The 20433-nt window shown below is 49.4% G+C and carries 18 protein-coding genes and 2 tRNA genes; 14 read left to right on the top strand and 6 right to left on the bottom strand.

Translation table 11 applies throughout. The features are described 5' to 3' along the window. The 6 genes from sppA to F4X88_19380 all read right to left on the bottom strand — a co-directional run bounded on the left by sppA (position 1) and on the right by F4X88_19380 (position 7421). On the bottom strand, positions 1 to 1818 hold the full coding sequence (sppA, locus tag F4X88_19405) for a signal peptide peptidase SppA (GenBank protein MYA58449.1): 1818 nt from the start codon (positions 1816 to 1818) through the stop codon (positions 1 to 3). A gap of 90 nt (positions 1819 to 1908) precedes the next feature. Then, positions 1909 to 3087, bottom strand: a complete 1179-nt coding sequence (locus F4X88_19400; protein MYA58448.1) for a hypothetical protein — start codon at positions 3085 to 3087, stop codon at positions 1909 to 1911. Between the two features lie 127 nt (positions 3088 to 3214). After that, positions 3215 to 4702, bottom strand: coding sequence for an ATP-dependent protease ATPase subunit HslU (gene hslU, locus F4X88_19395; protein MYA58447.1), 1488 nt, complete (start codon positions 4700 to 4702; stop codon positions 3215 to 3217). Positions 4703 to 4852: 150 nt separating this feature from the next. Continuing rightward, positions 4853 to 5395, bottom strand: a complete 543-nt coding sequence (gene hslV / locus F4X88_19390) for an ATP-dependent protease subunit HslV (GenBank protein ID MYA58446.1) — start codon at positions 5393 to 5395, stop codon at positions 4853 to 4855. Positions 5396 to 5490: 95 nt separating this feature from the next. After that, positions 5491 to 6222, bottom strand: coding sequence for a hypothetical protein (locus tag F4X88_19385; protein ID MYA58445.1), 732 nt, complete (start codon positions 6220 to 6222; stop codon positions 5491 to 5493). Positions 6223 to 6227: 5 nt separating this feature from the next. Then, the gene (locus F4X88_19380) at positions 6228 to 7421 is read right to left on the bottom strand and encodes an AAA family ATPase (GenBank protein ID MYA58444.1); all 1194 of its coding nucleotides are present in this window, start codon (positions 7419 to 7421) and stop codon (positions 6228 to 6230) included. 291 nt (positions 7422 to 7712) lie between these two features. On the opposite strand from F4X88_19380, the gene rplM reads away from it, so the two are divergent. The 14 genes from rplM to F4X88_19310 all read left to right on the top strand — a co-directional run bounded on the left by rplM (position 7713) and on the right by F4X88_19310 (position 20424). Next, positions 7713 to 8150, top strand: coding sequence for a 50S ribosomal protein L13 (gene rplM, locus F4X88_19375; protein ID MYA58443.1), 438 nt, complete (start codon positions 7713 to 7715; stop codon positions 8148 to 8150). Between the two features lie 58 nt (positions 8151 to 8208). Next, positions 8209 to 8604 (top strand): 30S ribosomal protein S9, encoded by a 396-nt coding sequence (gene rpsI / locus F4X88_19370; protein ID MYA58442.1) that lies wholly within the window; start codon positions 8209 to 8211, stop codon positions 8602 to 8604. A 238-nt stretch (positions 8605 to 8842) separates the two neighbouring features. Continuing rightward, positions 8843 to 10123 carry an adenylosuccinate synthase gene (locus F4X88_19365; protein ID MYA58441.1) on the top strand — a complete coding sequence of 427 codons (1281 nt, stop codon included), beginning with the start codon at positions 8843 to 8845 and terminating at the stop codon, positions 10121 to 10123. 114 nt (positions 10124 to 10237) lie between these two features. Further along, positions 10238 to 10310: transfer RNA gene (locus F4X88_19360), tRNA-Lys, on the top strand. Positions 10311 to 10319: 9 nt separating this feature from the next. Then, positions 10320 to 10394 (top strand) — tRNA-Glu (locus F4X88_19355). 152 nt (positions 10395 to 10546) lie between these two features. Beyond that, positions 10547 to 12100, top strand: a complete 1554-nt coding sequence (locus tag F4X88_19350) for a carboxypeptidase regulatory-like domain-containing protein (protein ID MYA58440.1) — start codon at positions 10547 to 10549, stop codon at positions 12098 to 12100. A gap of 77 nt (positions 12101 to 12177) precedes the next feature. Beyond that, positions 12178 to 12939: a hypothetical protein gene (locus tag F4X88_19345; GenBank protein MYA58439.1), complete on the top strand. Its 762-nt coding sequence runs from the start codon at positions 12178 to 12180 to the stop codon at positions 12937 to 12939. 69 nt (positions 12940 to 13008) lie between these two features. Continuing rightward, positions 13009 to 13701, top strand: a complete 693-nt coding sequence (locus F4X88_19340) for a hypothetical protein (GenBank protein MYA58438.1) — start codon at positions 13009 to 13011, stop codon at positions 13699 to 13701. Positions 13702 to 13751: 50 nt separating this feature from the next. After that, positions 13752 to 14492, top strand: a complete 741-nt coding sequence (locus tag F4X88_19335; protein MYA58437.1) for a hypothetical protein — start codon at positions 13752 to 13754, stop codon at positions 14490 to 14492. 4 nt (positions 14493 to 14496) lie between these two features. Next, positions 14497 to 15198, top strand: a complete 702-nt coding sequence (locus tag F4X88_19330; GenBank protein MYA58436.1) for a hypothetical protein — start codon at positions 14497 to 14499, stop codon at positions 15196 to 15198. Positions 15199 to 15348: 150 nt separating this feature from the next. Next, complete coding sequence (locus F4X88_19325) at positions 15349 to 16065, top strand: DUF1573 domain-containing protein (protein MYA58435.1); 717 nt, start codon at positions 15349 to 15351, stop codon at positions 16063 to 16065. A gap of 81 nt (positions 16066 to 16146) precedes the next feature. After that, positions 16147 to 17274, top strand: a complete 1128-nt coding sequence (locus tag F4X88_19320; protein MYA58434.1) for a hypothetical protein — start codon at positions 16147 to 16149, stop codon at positions 17272 to 17274. A 76-nt stretch (positions 17275 to 17350) separates the two neighbouring features. Continuing rightward, positions 17351 to 20146: a preprotein translocase subunit SecA gene (gene secA, locus F4X88_19315; protein ID MYA58433.1), complete on the top strand. Its 2796-nt coding sequence runs from the start codon at positions 17351 to 17353 to the stop codon at positions 20144 to 20146. After that, entirely contained in the window at positions 20131 to 20424 is a 294-nt protein-coding gene (locus tag F4X88_19310; GenBank protein MYA58432.1) for a Trm112 family protein, read from the top strand. Before secA ends, F4X88_19310 begins: the two co-directional genes overlap by 16 nt. The last annotated feature ends 9 nt before the right edge of the window (positions 20425 to 20433 follow it).

The following is a 20433-nucleotide window of genomic DNA, read 5'->3' as shown; positions in this document are numbered from 1 at the left end:
TCACCGAATTAAAACGTCATAAGGTAAAATTGTTACCACTTGTGTCCCATCTTCAAAACCAAACAGGCTCAACCACGTGACGACATGCTGCCACCGATTACCGAATACGGACAAGGCAGGATGACTCGCTGTCAATTCGAGTGGTAACTGAACCGAACCCTCCATGTCCTCGATCATCCGTTCCATGAGTTGCTCAAAAAAAGGTTTCTGCTTCGGTAACACGATAAGGTTAACTTCTTCATCATCGGCAAAACCCGCCTGTTCTTTAGCGATAGACAGCGCAGTCTCAAGCCCGCCGAATTCATCAACGAGTCCAAGTGCTTTCGCCTGTTTACCTGTCCAGACGCGCCCTTGCGCGATCTCATCGACTTCATCAAAGGATTTGTTTCTGCCTTCCGCCGCCTTACTGACAAAATCCTTATACACCGTTTTCATCATCTTTTCGACGCGTTCCCGTTCGGTCGGTGTAAAGCCGCCGTAATCCGAATAGAGGGTCGCGTTCTGACCGTGTGCGATGATCTCTTTCGTCAAACCGATTTTGTTATAAAATCCCTTCATGTTCAGCTTACCACCGAACACACCGATTGAACCCGTCAGTGTGCTTGGGTGTGCGACGATGGTCCCAGCCGCCATTGCAATATAATAGCCACCCGATGCCGCGACATCTCCCATAGAAACGACAACCGGCTTTTCGCGTTGTGTGAGCATTACTTCCCGCCAAATCAGATCCGAGGCGAGCGCAGAACCCCCCGGACTGTCTATACGTAGCACAACTGCCCGAACGGTATCATCGGTGCGCGCTTTCTCGAACGCCTCCTTCAGCGTGCTCGGCATAATCACTGACGTTGAAGGAAATAACTGATCAATATCCGGTAAAATGGGTCCATCCGCATAAATAAGTGCGATCTGATTTTCCGCCGTGCTTTTTGCCCGTTGCGGTGGGTTCAACATACTAAGTAGTTGCATGAGTCCGGCGAAACTGTTCATATCCGGTACTTTTCGCTTACGCTCGTAATCCGGCTTGACCACCTGAACATCTTCGTCTGGAGACGCTGTCTTTAGGGTCTCAAGGAGTTCGTCGTAGTATTGCAACGCATCAACCAAGTGCTCCTGATGTGCTTCTTCCGCCGTGAACGGACCACTATTTATTAAATTCGACACCTCCTCAGCGGTGATACCGTCTCGGCTCTCAGCAATGTGTGCCAGCAATTGGGCGTATAAATCGTCCAATAGCGCGGTCATCGACTCACGAAACGCATCAGACATGCCGTCCCGCATATAGGGTTCAACACCCGACTTGTATTTTCCCATCGCCAACATATCGGCTTCGATGTCCAACTTGTCCAGCAGTCCCTTATAGAAAAGCACTTCGGCGCGTAAGCCCGTTAAATTGAGGCTTCCGGCAGGCATCAGGACAACACGCTCCATCGCAGCAGCGAGGAGATATTCGGCATTACCACCGCTTTCCAGATACCCGATCGTCTCTTTTTCGGTTTCCCGCAATTCGTGAAGTTTATTGCGAATTTCTTGAAGCGTTGCCCACCCCATGCTGACATTCTCTATTTTGAAGACAATCCCAGCAATTTCATCATCTGTTTTGAGTGTATCTAATTTTTTAAAGAGCCCGCGTAGCGTCTTCGTCGAGGAGGTTCCAAAGGTGTTGACTGTTTTGGTATCGGTGTAGGTGCCCCCCAATGTCAACGCAACATATTTTTTAACGGGCGGAACGGTTTCTTCCGTCGCCTGTTCCTCAGCAAATACCGGCGAGACGAGCACAAGCAACGCCAGTAGAAACGCGCATTTTTGTAAGAATCTCATTAATTTTTCCTCTCTTTTGGCATCCAATTTGACTTCACCATTCTACCATAAAACGCCAGGTGTGTCAAGTCGCAAATCCTTTGCCCCTTTTCATTCTCCAATCTGCCGGGCAATGAGCGTCAGGTCCAAAATATTGACGATCCCGTCCCCGTTGAGGTCGGGTGAATCTTCCCCGAAACGCGAAGCAATAAACGTCAGATCCAAGATATTCACGATACCATCGTTATTAACATCCCATGGGAGCCGCACCAGAGAACTGGTTAAAGGTCTCAATTGGATTATGCCATCAAGACTCGCGCTCGCGAGTGTTCTCTCATCAGAGCCGTGGATATCCGGTAGGAACGCTAAGGCGAGGACGGGAGCGGTATGCGCTTCAAATATTGCCTGTAACTGCCCGGTGGATAAATCCCACATACGGATTGTGTTATCCCAACCCGCACTCACAAGGTGACTTCCATTAACCCCGTAGACCTCCGACGCAAACGCTAAGGCAAGAACCGGCGTGGTGTGGTCTTCAAAGGTGACGAGGAGATGTCCGGTGTGTATATGCCACATACGAATTGTGCTCTCCGCGTCCGAACTCCAATATCCACCGCTCGCTAAGGTTTGATTGTCCGGCGAAAAGGCGAGTGCCAAAATTGAGTCGGTATGTGCGGAGAGATTGTGTCGGAGTTGAAAAGTTTCCAAATCCCATAATAGGATTGTGCCATAAAAGCTCGCGCTCGCCAGCGTCTTGCTATCGGGTGAGAATGCTAACGTGGTAACCATATCTCGATGTCCGTGAAGGACTGTCGCACGGCGCATCTGTCCCAAGGTTAAATCCCACAAACGAATCTCCTTGAAACTTCCACTGGCGAGTGTCTTGCCATCGGGTGAGAATGCCAACGCGACAACCGGATCAGTGTGGCTTGTAAAGTCTGTTATGTGTTCACGGGTCTGTGCATTCCAGAGATGGATCGTAGAATCTTCATCTGCACTTGCAACGGTGCGGTTATCGGGAGAGAATGCCAGGGTCGTCACATGCCCTATTGACGACGGTAGCAGCGCAAGTGTTTCACCGGTATAGGTGTCATATACGGTAATACCGTTTACATCTGCGATGGCGAGTTGTGTGCCATCGGGAGAGAAAGTTATAGCGTTTATCGCTGTTGGGCCGACGGATGCCGCACCGCCTTCAAATACACGCCATTGCGTCACATCTTCGGCGAAACTGCCCGGGAGGAACACGGCATAGACGAACAGAGGGATAAGAATTCGGTAATATTTCACGGTTCAATAGCTGTCGGTTGTCAGTACGGGTTTTCTATGAAAACCCTTTCAGTTTTTGGTTAGAAGATATTCGTTTAACAACATCTTCTTTTAACTGATGACTGACAACTGAAAACTGATAACTATGTTAGAGGATATACCTGCTCAGATCCTGATCTTTGACAATTTCTGACAGTTCCGCTTTGACATATTCCGCATCAATGGTGATGTGATTTTTTCCGAGGTTAGGTGCGTCAAAAAAGAGGTTCTCGAAGAGTTTTTCCATAATCGTATGCAGACGGCGGGCACCGATGTCCTCAACCGATTCATTAACTTGGAAGGCAAGCGCAGCGATCTCATCAATCGCATCATCGGTAATAGTTGCCTCAATACCTTCGGTACTTAGCAATGCAGCATACTGTTTCACCAACGCGTTCTTCGGTTCCGTCAGGATAGATTTAAAGTCATCCTTATTCAGGCTTTTGAGTTCTACTCGGATCGGAAACCTGCCCTGTAGCTCCGGGATAAGGTCGGATGGGCTTGAGACGTGGAACGCACCAGCGGCGATGAACAGGATGTGATGCGTGCGGACCGCCCCGTATTTCGAGGTCACCGTGCTACCTTCGATAATAGGAAGGATATCCCGTTGCACACCTTCACGCGAAATGTCAGGTCCGTGCCGGGATTCCCTGCCTGCAATTTTATCGATCTCATCCAAAAAAACGATGCCGGAGTCTTCAACCCGTTGAATCGCTTCAGTGATGACGGCATCCATATCAATAAGTTTCTCGGATTCCTCCTGCATCAAGATGGTTCGCGCTTCAGAGACTGGCACTCTTCGTTTCTTCGTCTGATTCGGTAGGATGTTGCTGAACATATCCTTGAAATTGATGTCCATCTCCTCAATACCGCCGGGCGAGAAGATTTCTACAAAGGGCATGCTTTGATGTCTCACATTGATTTCAACCGGTTTCTCCTCAAGTCTACCGTCTCGTAGCCACTCTCTAAATTTCTCTCTCGTTTTCAGATAACGTTCACGCTCCTTCTCTCTGGCTTCCTCGGCTTCAGCCCCTACATCGGGACCCAGGTCAAATGGAAGTTGTAGAACTCCATCGTCCTCTTCCTCTGGCTCCTCAAGTGCATCCTCCTCTTTTAAACGAGGCCGGCGCTGGAGCGAACGGGGAACCGGAAAAATGCAATCCAGCAGCCGTTCTTCAGTCGATTCCTGTGCTTTTTCTTCAACCGCCTCCGTTTGCTCGGCTTTGACGCGACTGATAGCCGTTTCCGTAAGGTCGCGTATCATGGATTCCACATCTCGACCCACGTAACCGATCTCGGTATACTTTGATGCCTCTACTTTGATGAAAGGCGCGTCAACGAGGCGCGCGAGTCTACGGGCGATTTCAGTTTTTCCCACGCCTGTTGAACCTATCATAATTATATTTTTCGGCGATACTTCGTCCTGCATATCTTCTGCCAACATCTGCCGCCGCGCGCGGTTGCGCAGGGCAATAGCGACACAACGTTTCGCTTCAAACTGCCCAATGATATACTTATCCAATTCCTCAACGATCTGCCGAGGTGTAAGAGCTGCTGCTAAAGTGTTCTCCGCGCGCTTTACTTTTGGTCTTTCCAAAGGTAAACCTCCGTAAAATTAACTATCCTCTCGCCATTTCATAACTGTTTTGTGTGGATAAAGTCCGGTATTCTTCCCTACAACCCTCTATTATGAGAGGGTCGTCCATAAATAATGCGATGCTACTCGGATAGCATCACGTTAGACATCTTAAGTCCCTATCGTGTCAATTTCAATTTTTGCATTCGTATAAATACAGATTTCACTCGTCAGTTGAAGGGCTTCTGAAATAATCTCTTTTGCGGTCAAGTCTGAGTATTTAAGCAGTGCCTTTGCTGCCGCCAGGGCAATAGAACCCCCGGAGCCGATTGCCAGAACATCGTCGTCAGGCGAAATTACGTCCCCGCTCCCGGAGATGAGATAACTGTCGCTACTGTCCGCGGCGATTAATAGTGCGTCTACCTGTCTCAAAACTCTATCGCTACGCCATTCCCGAGCAAGTTCCACCGCTGATTTCTGAAGATTCCCGCGATACTGCTCCAACTTCTTCTCTAAATTCTCATAGAGGGTGATCGCATCCGAGGCGGAACCCGCAAAACCGATCAGCACCTTGTCGTTATGAATTTTACGCACTTTGCGGGCACCGTGTTTAATCGCCGTATCCCCTAAAGTGACTTGACCATCACCACCGACCGCTACCTCGCCATCACGGCGAACCGCCAAAATCGTTGTTGAACGAATGTGCATGCCTATAACTTTCCTTTTTAAGAACCATCAGTTTTCGGTCATCTAACAGGAACCAGGGGCATTCAGGAACTCCAAATCCCTTCTTAACTGGCAACCGATAACTATTTCCAGACATAAAACAGAAGAAAGCTGAAGAACTGTAGGGCACCGATAAAGATACCACACCGGATCCCAGCGACACCCGCGTGTTGTTCTCTCAGAAAACCACCGGCTACCCCGAAAAAGTAAGGACACAGCAGAAAAGCCACCAGAAAAGAAATCGGCACAAAAACCGGGACGGACGCAATTTCTGGTATCCGATCCACCTGTGTTGCATTCCACACCCACAACTGCGATTCCCCAAGCGCGTAAATTGTGTTACTTCCCACCCCCGCAGCGATACCGGTGACACCCGCCGCCAACATGGCAAGACCCATGAACCCAATTTTCGAGTTGTCAGCCTCGGACGCAAAACGGGTTCGGAAAATCATTGTAAGCCGCTGATAGCAGTATGCTGCCAGCGTCGCGAACACTATCCAATTCAGGATTATTCCGATCGGGGTCGTTAGATGCGCCAGAAAGTCTGGACGTAGGTAGAAAATTAAACCCGCTTTTCGCGAGAACAACCAGTCCATCGGCACGTATGTCAGCGTCGCCGCAATCCCAAAAATGGAACTACTTAAAAGGAGCGAAACATCTTCGTCAAGCTGCCAAATACAATAAACGCACAAAGAGACTGCAATCAGCACGTTTGGATAAAGTAGCCAGATAGTCCCGATGCGACTGGCTATTAAGAACGTTAAAAGCGTCGTCCCTGTTACAGCAAAAACCGCTTTGTCCGTTTTGGTACACATACATTTCAGATCCGGCTCTCTCCTTCAAACTTAATCACGAGTTGGTTGCCGGTGAGTTTCGCGCCACTCGTTTTTTTGTTCGAGAGCGTCCGCGGCAGTGCGATATGTTGCTTAAAACCACCCACTGTGATAATTAACTCATCGCCGTGTTTTGTCAATCCAATTTCCTCTTTGCTCAGAAACGGAAGACGCATAGATAACTGATACGTATCTCCCATTTTTTGGAATTGATACGGACGCTCTTCAGAGAATTGATCTGCCGGGTTAATCCCTGAATAGAGTGTGTCCGCCAACCGATGCAGTCCCTGTTCCCCTACAATCTCTTCCGTGAAGAGGTTCACCTTCCAAATCGGGACATCCGAAAAATAGTCCGTTGCCTCCGCAATATAGTGCTGTTGTGATCGCTTCCAAGCCGCAAAGTATGCCGAATCTACGTCATCAGGAAAAATGCGATTGATAATCACGGCGTCAATACACAACCCGTAAAGGCAAAAATACATGAATGCCCGCTGCGTCTCTTTGATAACAATTTTTTCAGGATTCGTCACTAAACGGACCGTCGTGATCTTCGGATCCGTCAGGACACCCTCAATCCCTTCCAATTTATCGAATAAATCTTGAATATTCTGAAAGTAATTATCTCGTGGAATCGGAACGGAACTCACCCGTTCGATGACTGGACCCGCAACTTTCGCAAGGTTGCGTTCCAATTTGAAAATGTGGCGCATGTACCACTCCAGCGTCGTGGGGATACTGACAAACCTGAGCGACTCACCGGTCGGTGCACAATCAAGGATAATCACATCATAACTTTTTTCGCGAACATATTGATTGATATACAGAAGTGCGCAAATCTCCTCCATTCCGGGAAATACCGCTATTTCCTCTGCAACGAGACTGTCAAGTCCAGAACGATTCAGCAACGAACGGATATAGCCATATACATCGTTCCAGTATTCAACGATTGCTTCCTGAACGTTGATTTCCTGTATCCAGAGATTTTCTCTGATTTGGATCTGTTTCTCTTCACGCTGACGAACAAGTTTTTCGTGGTTGTCAAAAGCATCGCGGAGCGAATGTGCCACGTCCAGCGAAATAACAATGGTTTTGTAACCGAGTTCTGCGAGCTTGATACCCGTAGCCGCGGCAATCGTTGTTTTGCCGACACCCCCTTTGCCTGTGTAAAGAATAATTCGCATTCTTATTTAATTCCTCTGTCTTATTTTTTCTTCAGTTTGTTCAGATCGCTTACTGCTATATAGTATAACATGAAAGATAAGATAAAAGAAAGGTAATGTGCAAAACAGACGAATTGTAAAAAATTTGACAAACGCCCCGTTTTATCGTATAATATTATGCGGTTGTGTTCGCAATCGTGAGAATACCTTTCTCGGAAAGGCGCACCCGAACAACAAACTACAAAAAGCAGTGTAAAGCAATGCCAAATTTAACCGCTCGCCGGCTAAATTCGGTTGAAGGGACAGGAAATCATGGTACTGAAAACGAAAACCTATTTCCCGAAAACGGAAAAAGATATTAGATGGTATGTAGTGGATGCCGACGGACAAGTGCTCGGGCGTTTAGCATCCCGGATCGCACAGGTACTGCGTGGAAAGAATGATCCACGGTATACACCTCACGCCGATTTAGGTTTTCGCGTTGCTGTTGTGAATGCGGAGAAAATCGTCGTCACAGGCAATAAAAGGGAGCAGAAAACCTATTTTAGGCATAGCGGCTACCCCGGCGGTGATAAATATCGAACTTTTGATGAACAGATGGCTCGCAAGCCAGAAGTGATTATCACCAATGCCGTTAAGGGAATGCTCCCCAAAAATCATCTCGGTCGACAACTCATGAAGGGGCTCAGGGTTTACACCGGACCAACACATCCGCACCAAGCACAGGAACCGGAAGTCTTAACACTTTAAGTTAAGTTGAGGAGTCGTCAACAAAGGCACTCCTACAGCTACGGAGAGTACGAACAGTATGGCTATTGAACAATTCTGGGGAACCGGCAGACGCAAAACCTCAGTCGCACGGGTCCGAATCATTCCCGGCGGTGAAGTCGGGGTTACCGTTAACAAAAAACCGATTCAAGAGTACTTCGAACGCGCAGACCACTGGCAGGCAGCACAACGCCCCATTGAGCACGTTGAGAAACTCGGCGAATATGCCATCCACGTCAACGTAAAAGGCGGCGGAAAGACTGGACAGGCTGGAGCAATCTCACACGGACTCGCACGCGCACTCGTCAAAGCCGATGAATCCTTGAAGCCTTCATTGAAAAAGGCAGGATTTTTAACGCGCGATCCGAGAATGGTGGAGCGGAAGAAGTACGGACAGAAAGGCGCACGGGCACGCTTCCAATTCTCCAAGCGTTAAAATCGTTGGGGTCTTCAGGCATTTATAAAATTTAACGCAAGTCTCCATCTCTCGCTGGCTGGGTTTCAACCCTTTCTGGAAACCCTTCTGGAATGCTACACGCCCATTCCTTCTCCGCCAGCAACAGCGTACCGTTAAATCATCAATTGACACTAACTTTAAAAACACGCGTGGGCTACAAAACACGCGCGGGCAGGCACCGCGCCTACAAACATTTGTAAGTAGGAAGAGGTTTCGTATGTCGAACATTGTTATTTTAGGCGCACAATGGGGCGATGAAAGTAAAGGGAAGTTGACCGATGTCTTCGCCGCAGATGCGGATGTGGTCGCACGCTATCAAGGCGGCGATAACGCAGGGCATACTATTGTTCTCGGAGAAAAAACGTTTATTCTCCACTTGATTCCATCCGGCATCTTACGCCCTGATACCGTCAACATTATTGGCAACGGGGTCGTCATTAATTTGGAGACACTTTTCGGTGAGATGGATCGCCTACAGGCGCAGGATATTGAAGTCAGTAGCGATAACCTGAAAATCAGCGATCGCGCACATCTCATCATGCCATACCACAAGGTTGTTGAACAGTGGGAACAGATGGGGAGTGCTACCAAAATCGGCACGACCTCCCGTGGGATCGGTCCTACTTACTCCGATAAGATGAACCGACATGCGGGCATTCGCGTCGGGGACCTCCTTGAGTTTGACCAGTTCCAAAAGAAGTTGGATTACAACCTCGAAACCAAAGCAGACGCTCTCCAAATAGGTGGACCGGAACGAAACATCCTGCTCGAAACGTATCACAGTTACGCACAGCGGATCGCACCCTATGTAACCGATACCGTCGCTTTCATGCACGACACCCTCGCTTCCCAGAAACGCATTCTCTTTGAGGGGGCACAGGGAACGATGCTTGATATAGACTTCGGGACCTATCCCTACGTTACTTCTTCCAACTGCACCGCTGGTGCCGTCTGTACCGGACTCGGTATAGGACCGAAAGCACTGGAAGAGATACTCGGTGTTTCTAAAGCCTACGTCACACGCGTCGGCGGGGGTCCATTCCCCACCGAGATGCCGCCTGACTTAGATGAGCAAATTCGGGAAATCGGCAAAGAGTATGGTGCCACAACGCAACGTCCAAGACGCTGCGGTTGGTTAGACCTCGTCGCACTCCGATATGCCACGCAGATTAACGGATTAACCGCCATCGCAATGACGAAACTGGATGTCTTTGATACGCTCGAAGATCTCCAAGTCTGTGTCGCCTACCGCCACAACGGGAAACAGACAACGACTTTCCCGAGTAGCCTACAGGTCTTAGAGGAATGCGAACCCGTCTACGAAACGCTACCCGGATGGCAGCAGCCCTTGACCGAAGCACGCACTGCCGCAGACATTCCGCAACGCACTAAAGACTACATCGCGTATGTCGCGGATTATCTTGACGTGCCAATCCCCATTATCTCCGTCGGACCCGACAGAGATCAGATCGTGCAACTCGGACAACCTCTGTGGTAAGTCAAAATTGAGGTAGAACGGGTCTCTGAATCCCGATGCCTGACGTTACTAAAATTTCTGAATTTTAATTTGACATCCGACTTAAAGTATGGTATTATTAAATGTTGTTAATTCGAGCCGTTAGCTCAGCTGGTAGAGCATCTGACTTTTAATCAGGTGGTCACAGGTTCGATCCCTGTACGGCTCACATTCTGTTGCCCCCGTCGTCTAGCCTGGCCAAGGACACCGCCCTTTCACGGCGGCGACACGAGTTCAAATCTCGTCGGGGGTATCTCACTCAAAGCAAACGCAAAAATAGTTCCTTTAAAAAAAACAAGCCTCTGTTGCCAGGGGGCTTGTTTTTTGTTACCAGACGCAGACGAAATTCTTTGAAGTGCCCAGATATTTTTCGACGTGACTCTAAAAAATCAACGGGACTACTGCATGAACAACGCGCGTATCACTCACTCGATTTTACTGCTGCTCTTTCTCTGGACTGGCTCCGGCATCTGCCAAACACCATCGGATGACACCACTTTCTACGGCACGTTCGTTGATGCCCAAGATGGACACCCTATTCCGGAGGTCCTCGTCCGCGTTGCGCCTGAAAAAATTGAGCAGGTCTATCCCGATCAGGAGTTCGCACACGCAACCGTAACGGACACGAAAGGCACTTTTTCGCTCACCATTCCCAGCGAAAGCCAAGCCTATCACGCCTTCTCACTCATGGCACTCCACCCACAATATCAGGCGAAGCGCTTACGAAAGGAAATGCCTCCCAGTAAAAGCGAATATAATTTGGGGGTGATTGCGTTGAAGCGAACGCTACCCCTGCAAGGCAGCGTTTCTGGTGAGAAAAGTGTGGGTGGACTTGTTGTGAACCTGAAGATGCACGACAAGTCGGCAGACTTCTTTCGCGCCGCTGCACCGATTGAACACGCTGTGAAGACCGATCCGACCGGCAATTTCCATTTTTCTGAGCTCTATCCAATCGAATACACCTTGACAATTTCTCGGAGCGGACGTATCATAGCCTTTATAGAGTCTATTCATCCACAAAAACAGGCACAGATTTCTGTCCGTCTATTACAATTGAAGACCTTACGCGGCACAGTTGTTGATGCGCAAGAGCGACCCATAGCGGGCGCACAGATCCACGCAACTCGGCACGCGAAAACACCTCACGGGCACGGGGACCTTCTCTCAGCAGCGCAAACAAACGAGGCGGGCAACTTTCAGATGGAGGTCTTAGAGACTGAACCACGACTGCTCTCACTTGAAGTCAGTAAAAAAGGATACTTTTCGAGGGTATACGAGAACGTAGACCTCGGTAAGATGCCGTCAATTCTACCCTTAAAGAAGGGGGTGAGTATTAAAGGACGTGTGATCCTCCCGCAGAGTATACCCGCTGATGGGCAGTATGCTGTGAAGGTGTTTCCCATGGAGGCACAGATGGAGCCAAGCCTGAATCCGTTGGTATTATACAGACCGATTTTGTCAAGACACTTCCCTGTGACAGAATCCGATTTTGTGGTTGACGGGCTTTTTGCGGAAAAATATACGCTCTATATCGTTGGAAATGGCATTTCGGCGGCTCGAATTGATGTAGATGCCGCAATGAATACCGAACAGGTGCTTGTTGTAGCGGATCAGTCCACAACAATATTACATGGACAAATTTTCTGGGCAGATACAGGTAAACCTATCCACAATGCTGTCGTTTCGCGTTCATGGTATCCTTGGGAATTACAGCCCTATGACATGTCAATGACGCTGGATCGGTTTGAAGTGGAAACGGACGTGCACGGCAAATTTAAATTCCACCACCTAACACAGGCGCACTATCAACTCCACATCCGTGCTGTTCACGCGATATTTGAAACAGAGACAGAACGTTATCAACGGACACTTCTTCACAAACGGGTTGAAATTCCTGCCGCTGGTCCCGAATATCATATCTACATCGGCAGGCGAGACGGTACCCCCTTTACAAAGTAGTAGGCACGCGCCGGGTCCCGTTTACCATAAAGGCGGCATAAAACTCATAAGCAATACATTCCGTATGGCATCCACGCATGACACAGAAACATGCATTTACACTCGCATTAACAGCAATCGTCACTATCCTATTTCTCTATCTCCCGGCAAATGCTGGCTTGCACGGCGTATATAATGATGGGGAGCGGATCATCACTCAGGAGATTGCCGTCCCGAAAGCCGCTGGCGACTACTACCGAAACCCAGGCAAATTCATTGAATCCGAAGACGAAAATCGCTGGTTCGGACCGGAAATCGACAGTCGCGTGCTTTGTCATAAGATGACAAACCCCTTTAACGACGCGGGGTTCTTTGACATCATCTATACCAGAGAAGAGGCACAAGTCTGGCCCTCCTCAAGACCCGGAAAAGTGTGGTGGTATCGGAAACAGGAGTGGCGTTTCGCAACTGACGACACGCCTTGGGGCACAGACACCGTCCGCGTTACCCTTGCATCCGAGATCGGTTGGATGGATATCGACGCTACGAACAGCACTACGGGGTTTCCTTGGAGTGGGTTCGAGGAACATTGGCGTGAGGGAGACCTCGTAAAATCTAAGGCAGATATAGTCGGCTACTACCCTCATGAACACGCTGGCAAAAAATATCTCACACCGAAGTACATCAAAGTCGGAACGCTGGACTACATCTGTGCGACTGGGACGGGATGGCTTAACCTGAAAGTCCTAAGCCACACCGAGGGACACTTGACAGATCCGATATTTCGTCCCGAATCTAACCAACTCAGCCGCCGCGAAAAAGGCACAGACAATTGGTACGACTGTCTACCGCTAAAATAGTTATTTTCCACTGGTTAGGTTTCTAACCTCTTGTGAGAGGGATTTGGAACCCGGAATTACGTCGAATCTATGAAAAACATCGCGCATTTGCTAAATGCACTCATCATTGTTTATACCTCCCTCCTTTTGCAAGGGAATGTGAATGCCGCTTTTTGGGAAGACCACTTTGAGCAAGAGGCAGTAGTGGATTGGAAACACCTCGGAAACGATGCCGTCTGGACGATCGAAGATGGATTTTTAAGGGCAGAAATTCAGGCACAGAACCAATGGAGTGTTATCTTTGAACGCTACCAACTCATCGCCTATCCCGGTCCCTATAATGATTTTACAATTACGCTTGAAACCGTCGGCGCAACGCGCGCCCGATTCGGCATTGCACTCGCAAAGCACTTTCAGAATGCCGGGACCGAAATAGAGGAATTCGGCTACTATCTCTTTTTCACGAACGATATGCAAGCCTCACGAAACGGGGGTGTGTTTGTCGGACCCGAACGACGCTGGGACACCGACGCACTCCAACAGATGGAACTCCACTTCAAGGATGGCAGATTCCAATTGAGTGCGGATGGCGAATCACGCCTCGACTTCAGGGACGCAAACTTCCATCACATTGATACCATTGCCTTCGTCCTCGCCGGATTTGTCACAGAGGACGTTAACATCGGGAGCGCCTGGGTAGACACATTTATGATTGACGGACTCGCGGTTTCACCAAAACGGAAATTAACAACCACATGGGCAAGCTTAAAAAAAGAATTGTAGGAGGAATCTCCGAATCCCGACGCTTTCTGATAAGTGACAACTATTAAAAAATGCAAAAAAACTTAGATCTGATTTTCAATGCATCTCTACTCGGAGTGGTGCTCCTCATCGCGTTTTGGAGCACCTACGCCAGAGCAAGATTGAACCCTGGGGAGCGTGCACAACCCGCGAATTCAGGATTCTATTACAGAACCCCGGGATCAAACGGCACGTGGTTCGGACCTGAAGTCAACTCGTTGACCCTCTGCGTCGGTGTTCACAACCCTTATAACAATAGGGGGCGGTTCGACATCGTAGAAACCATCGAAAATGCAACAGTTTCCCGTTCAAGCATCCGAGGTGCACTCCGTTGGTATCGTGGGCAGCGGTGGTATTTCAGTACGGACGAGACACCGTGGGGTACGAACTTCTCCTATATTACGCTCCATGACGATTTAGGATGGGATGAAATTAGTGTAGGCGGCGGAACAACCGGCTATCCGTGGAGCGGCGTCGAACGACACTGGCGAGACGGGAACATTATCCGAGCACAAGCCTCTGTTATCGGTTGGCGGCGATATGCCCGCGGCGCAGAGCGGTGGGTCTGCCCGATGTATTACAAGATCGGCGGATGGGAGGGTGAAACCGTTGAAGTCGATTGCAAAACCCTCAGGACATGGTTTCCCCCAGACTGGAACGTCCTAAAACAGAAAGATGGAGACTTCGGACCCCCAGTCGAACGCAAACCTGGGGTCCTCAGCCGAAAAGGAAAGAAAACGCAGCAGTGGTATGACTGCATCAAAATCAATTAATCCCATGTCAAACAAAAACACAACACGCCTCATACTCTTTTATATGTTCATGAGCTGCACCCTTTCCGCCTCCGCCGCGACGTGGCACGATGATTTCGATGCGGAAAAGCCGGAGGCGTGGCGCGTCATCGGCAACGATGCCATCTGGAAAATCAACGACGGATTCTTACACGCAGAGGTCAACCGAGACTGGGATGTGCAATACGAACTTTACCAATTCACCGCGCTCCCACCCCCCTACAGGAACTTCACAATCACGATAAACGACTTCGGTGGCGACAAAACACGTTTCGGCTTTTGTGTAGGACGCCATTTCCTCGACACCTCGGAAGAGGATCCTTTCTTCTACGTGTTTTTCCCAGATGAAATCAGAGCGAGGCGTTTCGACGGTAAAGGGAGCAGCCATCCCTTCCGAACTCGGCTCTCCAGAGAACCACGCACCCGCTGGGAAACGGATGCCCTCTCAAAGATGGAACTCCAATTTAATAACGGACATTTTGTATTGTTCGCAGATGGCGAACTCCGCACAGCCTTCCAAGACGCGAACTTCAATAAGATTGAGATTCTCGGCTTCGTTATGGAAGGCATTAACATCGCAAACGAATGGGTCGGCGCGGCATGGGCGGATTCCTTCACCATCTCCGGACTGAACGTCTCTCCAGAAATAAAATTAACCCTAATATGGGGACAACTCAAGGGGAGATAGACAACACCTGATTCAGGCTGCGTAGGCAGTTCATGAGGAAAGCAGTCGTTCTACGCATCGCCTTTATTCCTTGACAAGGTAAGTTTAAAGCTGAGTAATTTTCTAAATGGCAGCCTGCAACAATACGCAGAAATACGCATAGGAGCATCTATGTCCAAACGCACAATCCTCACAACCATTATCATCCCTACCTTACTGATCTCTGGACTTATTGTCTTTCTCATCAACAACCGGCAACCGCCCGCAGCCGAACTCTTCCTAACGCAGCAACAGATCCACTTCGGAACGCTCCCAGAATGGGAGGGACCCGTAACGCGAGCCGTAACAGCCCGAAACGTCGGAAAATCCCCCCTCCACATCCAAAACGTCCACACCGGGTGCAGTTACGCCGAAATCACAGGATCGGAAGTGATCCAACCCGATACAGAAGCCATATTCCAGATACACCTCACCGCAGAACTTTTGCCCGATGACGAGACCTCGGCAACCACCACTATCTTCACAGACAGTCCCAAGACCCCAATTGTCCATCTAACAATCATCGCCGCCCCGAAACGATTTGCGATCCTCACACCGAGCATTTGCGAATTTGGGAAGGTCCATCCCGAAACGATGCATCAAAAGACCCTTAAACTCACTGTGAATGCCCCACTCAACACATCGGACATCCACCTGCTGCCATCGGGACATGAGGCACTCACTTGGCGGATAACACGCGATCTGGAAACAGATACCGCTCTCATTACTGTCCAACTCGGTCCCTTGAAAGACAGAGGCACCTTTGCATCGCTACTCACTGTCCACTTCCCAAACCAACGAACACTGACCCTCCCCGTCACCGCCAACGTTGCCCCTACTGACAACTGACAAGAATAACCACTTGACAAAATACCCCAAATTATCGTATCATTAATATAAGAATACGCAAAAAAAGCAGAAGAACCCTTGATGGAAAAACGCTACTTCGATTTCAGGGATATTTTCCAAGTTATCCGCTACGGATTCAGTGGACGAAAGATCGCAGTTCATTTCATTGGACTCGTTCTCGCATATCTCATCTATGAAACTTTGGTGTATCTCAGTCTCGTCAGTGTAGGAGGCACTGCCGTGCAGGACTTCTGGAACACGTATGCCCTCCTACCTCTACCACCCTTCGGTGATGCAGGACTTACGCAGACAACTGAAATCGCAATGTGGGTAGGGATAGTCAGCTTCGCGTGCATCTTTTTCTTGGCAAGCACCGTGGCTTCTAAAATTACCATCGAGCAGCTCCGTGGGGATATCTTCTTTTCGGTCGGGGACGCTTTGGGATTCCTCAAAGGACATTGGAAATCCGTTTTCGGCGCGTTCATCGGTTTACTACTCATCCAGATATTTCTCGCGATAATCCCCCTCAGCATCGCAGGGATCGCGAAGTTACCAGCAGTGGGAAAACCGTTCCTCATGTTCACCTCGCTGCTCATGCCGATCGGATTTTTCCTCGGTCTTCTGATGGTGTTCATGGCGGTCGTTTTCAGTGTGAGTTTGCTCTTTGTGCCAGCCGTTGCCGCTGCCACGGGTGCCGATGCATTTGAAATAATTTATCAGCAATTCGCGATCGTTTGGAACAAACCTTGGTTGTTAGTGTGTTATGAGGTGATGTTGCTCCTGATCAAATTGATTTTCGTGCCGATCTGGGCATTCTTTTGCCTCGCGGGCTTTTCGATCATGACGCTTCCAACGCGCCTCTTCCACACCGAAATGATGCAGCAGTTGATGAGTTACGCGAACCTATGGCTCGGTGGGGCTATTGAAAGGATAGCAACACTGCCTTATGTTAACAGTCTCGGAGTTTTCAATACCGCTACAAGTGATCAAATACCGACACTAACAGGAATGGCGACAGTTACAACCCCAGTAACCGCTATCTTTCTGACGATCACACTTCTCATGAGTGTGGGATTGATAATTGCATACCTGTTTTCAATCGCCTCTGCCGGAAACACGGTAATTTATACGATATTAAGAAAAAAACTCGACGGACAGAATGTGTTAGTCCCATCCGAATCGCAATTAACTGAAACGAACGGGGCGTAGATGCCAAGTCGATCACGACTTAGAAATATATCGCCTTTCACAACGTGAAAGGCGCCCAGGAGCAATAGTTAAAAAAATGTTCCAAAAAATGATAACCAAAGTCTTCGGCAGTAAAGAGGATCGTGATGTCAAGAAGTTTCGCGACATCGTTGAAGCCATCAATCAACGCGAACCCGAAATCAAAAAACTCACCGATGCCCAACTGCAATCCAAAACACCAGAATTTCGCCGACAGTTGGATGCCGGGGTATCCCTTGATGACCTCTTACCAGACGCCTTCGCTGTCGTCCGTGAAGCCGCGGTGCGAACCCTAAAGCAGCGACACTACGATGTCCAACTCATGGGCGGTATCGCACTCCACCGAGGCACTATCGCAGAGATGCGCACGGGTGAAGGCAAAACGCTTACCTCAACCCTCGCCGTCTATCTGAACGCTTTGACGGGAAAAGGTGTCCACCTTGCCACCGTCAACGACTACCTCGCCCGGCGTGATGCCGAATGGATGGGCAAAATTTATAACTTCCTCGGACTCTCTGTGGGATTGACACTCAGTCTAATGCCGAAGGAACAGAAAAGACTCGGATACAAATCAGACATTACCTACGGCGTTCACAGCGAATTTGGATTCGATTACCTCTGGGACAACAAATCCCTCTCAGTTGAAGATAAGGTCCAGCGCGGGCATGTCTACGCCATCCTTGACGAAGTTGACAGCATCCTCATTGATGAATCCCGCACGCCCCTCATCATCTCAGAACCCTCCGGTAAACCACCAGAACTTTACAAGCAAATTAACGGCGTCGTCGCACAACTCCGAGAAGGTGAACACTTTCAAATCGATCAACAGGGGAAATCGCGCGGCAGTGCAACCCTGACCGATGAAGGCGTTGAGGAAGTCGAACGGCGTCTCGGCGTGGGGAATCTCTATGAACACACCAACATCGCTATGGTGCATCACGTCAATCAGGCACTTTCTGCGCACCAGCTCTATAAGCGCGATGTCGATTACCTCGTCGAAAATGGCGAAGTCCTTCTCGTTGACGAATTCACAGGACGGAAACAGATCGGGAGACGGCTCAGTGAAGGACTCCATCAAGCCATTGAAGCGAAAGAACGCGTTAAGGTCGTTGAGGAAAGCGAAACCGGTGCCAAGATTACCTACCAAAACTACTTCCGCATGTATAACAAACTCGCAGGTATGACAGGGACCGCCGCTACGGAAGCCAACGAATTCGCACACATCTATGGATTAGAGGTTTCCGTCATTCCCACCAACGAACCGATGATCCGGGTTGACAATTCCGATCAAATTTACAGCACTGAAGACGCAAAATACAGTGCCGTTCTGGAAGATATCGTCGAGCAAACCGAGAAAGGACGTCCCGTCCTTGTTGGCACTGTTTCGATTGAAAATTCCGAGAAATTGAGCAAAATGCTCAGAACCAAACACCGTAAAATCCGCCATCAGGTGCTGAACGCCAAAGAGCACGCACGCGAAGCCGACATCATCGCACAAGCAGGAGTGCCGGGCGCTGTGACAATCGCAACGAATATGGCAGGTAGAGGTGTAGACATTCTCCTTGGCGGTAACCCCGAAGGTATGGCACTCGAAACGCTCCGGAAACGGAAAGCGAAGACAGAAGCGCTCTCCCCAGAGTCCGAAGAATTCCAAGCAGCACTCGCAGAAGCGCAAGCCATTTGCGACGAAAACAGAGAGAACGTATTAGCCGCTGGAGGACTCCATATCGTCGGCACTGAACGCCACGAGTCCCGCCGTATTGATAACCAACTCCGTGGGCGCGCCGGGAGACAGGGCGACCCAGGTTCATCCCGATTCTATCTCTCCCTTGAAGACGAATTGATGCGAAAATTCGGATCTGAGCGTTTGCAAGGGTTAATGTCACGCGCCGGAATAGATGAAGGCGTCCCGTTAGAGCATCCGTGGGTCACCAAATCCATTGAGAAGGCACAGACGCGTGTTGAACAGATGTATTTCGAGATCCGAAAGAATCTTCTCAAATTCGATGATGTCATGGATACACAGCGCGACACCATCTACACCTTGCGGGACACCGTCTTGGCTGCTACCACGGATATCGCCGAATTACCTGAAGAACACGCACAGACGGCAGACGAGGGGGGGCTCGCCGCACTCGCTGAAAAGGATGCCAAAGTCCCTACCTCTCTCAAAACCACAATTTGGGGAATGATTGAGAGGGTTGTCAGAGATGCAATTGAGGACAATATGGGAGAAAAGGCGGAAAGCCCCCTTGAGACCCCTGACCGGTTTCAACAGTGGTTGACGACCACATTCCCAGTCGAGCCGATATGGGAAACACCCTTGGCGCAGGCGAGTCCCGAGGAGGTTCAAGAACAAACACTGCAGGTGTTGCGCACCGCTTATGAAGCCCGCGAAGCAGAAATGGGTCCAGGAATGATGCGTATCCTTGAACGCTTACTCCTTTTGGACCGAATTGATGATCACTGGAAGGAACACCTCCATAACATCGACTATATTGAGGAAGGTATTCGGTTCGGCGCAGGATATGGCGGCAAAGACCCGATCGTCGTTTTCAAAAACGAAGCGCTCTCTGTCTTTGAAAATATGTATCAACAGATTGAGGAACAGGTCAGTGAGTTCATCTTCAAATCTCGCGTTAATACCGAGGCACCGCGTAGGGCACCGAGTCAGCGAACGGACAGACGGCGTAGACCCCAGCCGAGGGCACCCCAACGCAACCGTGCAGCCGCAACCCGTGCTGATGCCGAATTTGCTTCGCAACAGGCGATGGGGAACATCCCGAAGGTCGGTAGAAACGCACCTTGTCCTTGCGGAAGCGGCAAGAAATATAAGAGATGCCACGGAGGCTAAGACTTCACACCAAAAACTTGCACAAGGAGGGCGGCTCTACGGAGAGGATCGTTGTTCATTCAAATGACCTCACCGAACCGCAAGGTAAAATTAAAATTTCAAAGACGCTACTTGAGATTCTCGCATGTCCAGCCTGTAAAGGTGGGATAGAATACCATGAAACGGCACAGAAACTCGTGTGTGTCGGCAGATGTCAACGTCGCTATCCGATCCGTGAAGGCATCCCAGTTATGCTGATTGATGAAGCGGAATTGCCCGACGAAAAACGCAGCGAATGAAGATGTTCC

Source organism: Candidatus Poribacteria bacterium (assembly GCA_009839745.1).
GTDB lineage: Bacteria > Poribacteria > WGA-4E > WGA-4E > WGA-3G > WGA-3G.
This window is presented reverse-complemented; position numbering and strand designations above follow the sequence as displayed.

What these genes read in the sequence shown, in the direction of transcription:
- F4X88_19340 (MYA58438.1), top strand. Translation starts at nt 13,009, where the DNA reads ATGAAAAACATCGCGCATTTGCTAAATGCACTCATCATTGTTTATACC.
- F4X88_19365 (MYA58441.1), top strand. Translation starts at nt 8,843, where the DNA reads ATGTCGAACATTGTTATTTTAGGCGCACAATGGGGCGATGAAAGTAAA.
- sppA (MYA58449.1), bottom strand. Translation starts at nt 1,818, where the DNA reads ATGAGATTCTTACAAAAATGCGCGTTTCTACTGGCGTTGCTTGTGCTC.
- F4X88_19350 (MYA58440.1), top strand. Translation starts at nt 10,547, where the DNA reads ATGAACAACGCGCGTATCACTCACTCGATTTTACTGCTGCTCTTTCTC.
- F4X88_19330 (MYA58436.1), top strand. Translation starts at nt 14,497, where the DNA reads ATGTCAAACAAAAACACAACACGCCTCATACTCTTTTATATGTTCATG.
- rplM (MYA58443.1), top strand. Translation starts at nt 7,713, where the DNA reads ATGGTACTGAAAACGAAAACCTATTTCCCGAAAACGGAAAAAGATATT.
- F4X88_19310 (MYA58432.1), top strand. Translation starts at nt 20,131, where the DNA reads ATGCCACGGAGGCTAAGACTTCACACCAAAAACTTGCACAAGGAGGGC.
- F4X88_19325 (MYA58435.1), top strand. Translation starts at nt 15,349, where the DNA reads ATGTCCAAACGCACAATCCTCACAACCATTATCATCCCTACCTTACTG.
- F4X88_19335 (MYA58437.1), top strand. Translation starts at nt 13,752, where the DNA reads ATGCAAAAAAACTTAGATCTGATTTTCAATGCATCTCTACTCGGAGTG.
- rpsI (MYA58442.1), top strand. Translation starts at nt 8,209, where the DNA reads ATGGCTATTGAACAATTCTGGGGAACCGGCAGACGCAAAACCTCAGTC.
- F4X88_19345 (MYA58439.1), top strand. Translation starts at nt 12,178, where the DNA reads ATGACACAGAAACATGCATTTACACTCGCATTAACAGCAATCGTCACT.
- secA (MYA58433.1), top strand. Translation starts at nt 17,351, where the DNA reads ATGTTCCAAAAAATGATAACCAAAGTCTTCGGCAGTAAAGAGGATCGT.
- F4X88_19320 (MYA58434.1), top strand. Translation starts at nt 16,147, where the DNA reads ATGGAAAAACGCTACTTCGATTTCAGGGATATTTTCCAAGTTATCCGC.
- F4X88_19385 (MYA58445.1), bottom strand. Translation starts at nt 6,222, where the DNA reads ATGTGTACCAAAACGGACAAAGCGGTTTTTGCTGTAACAGGGACGACG.
- F4X88_19380 (MYA58444.1), bottom strand. Translation starts at nt 7,421, where the DNA reads ATGCGAATTATTCTTTACACAGGCAAAGGGGGTGTCGGCAAAACAACG.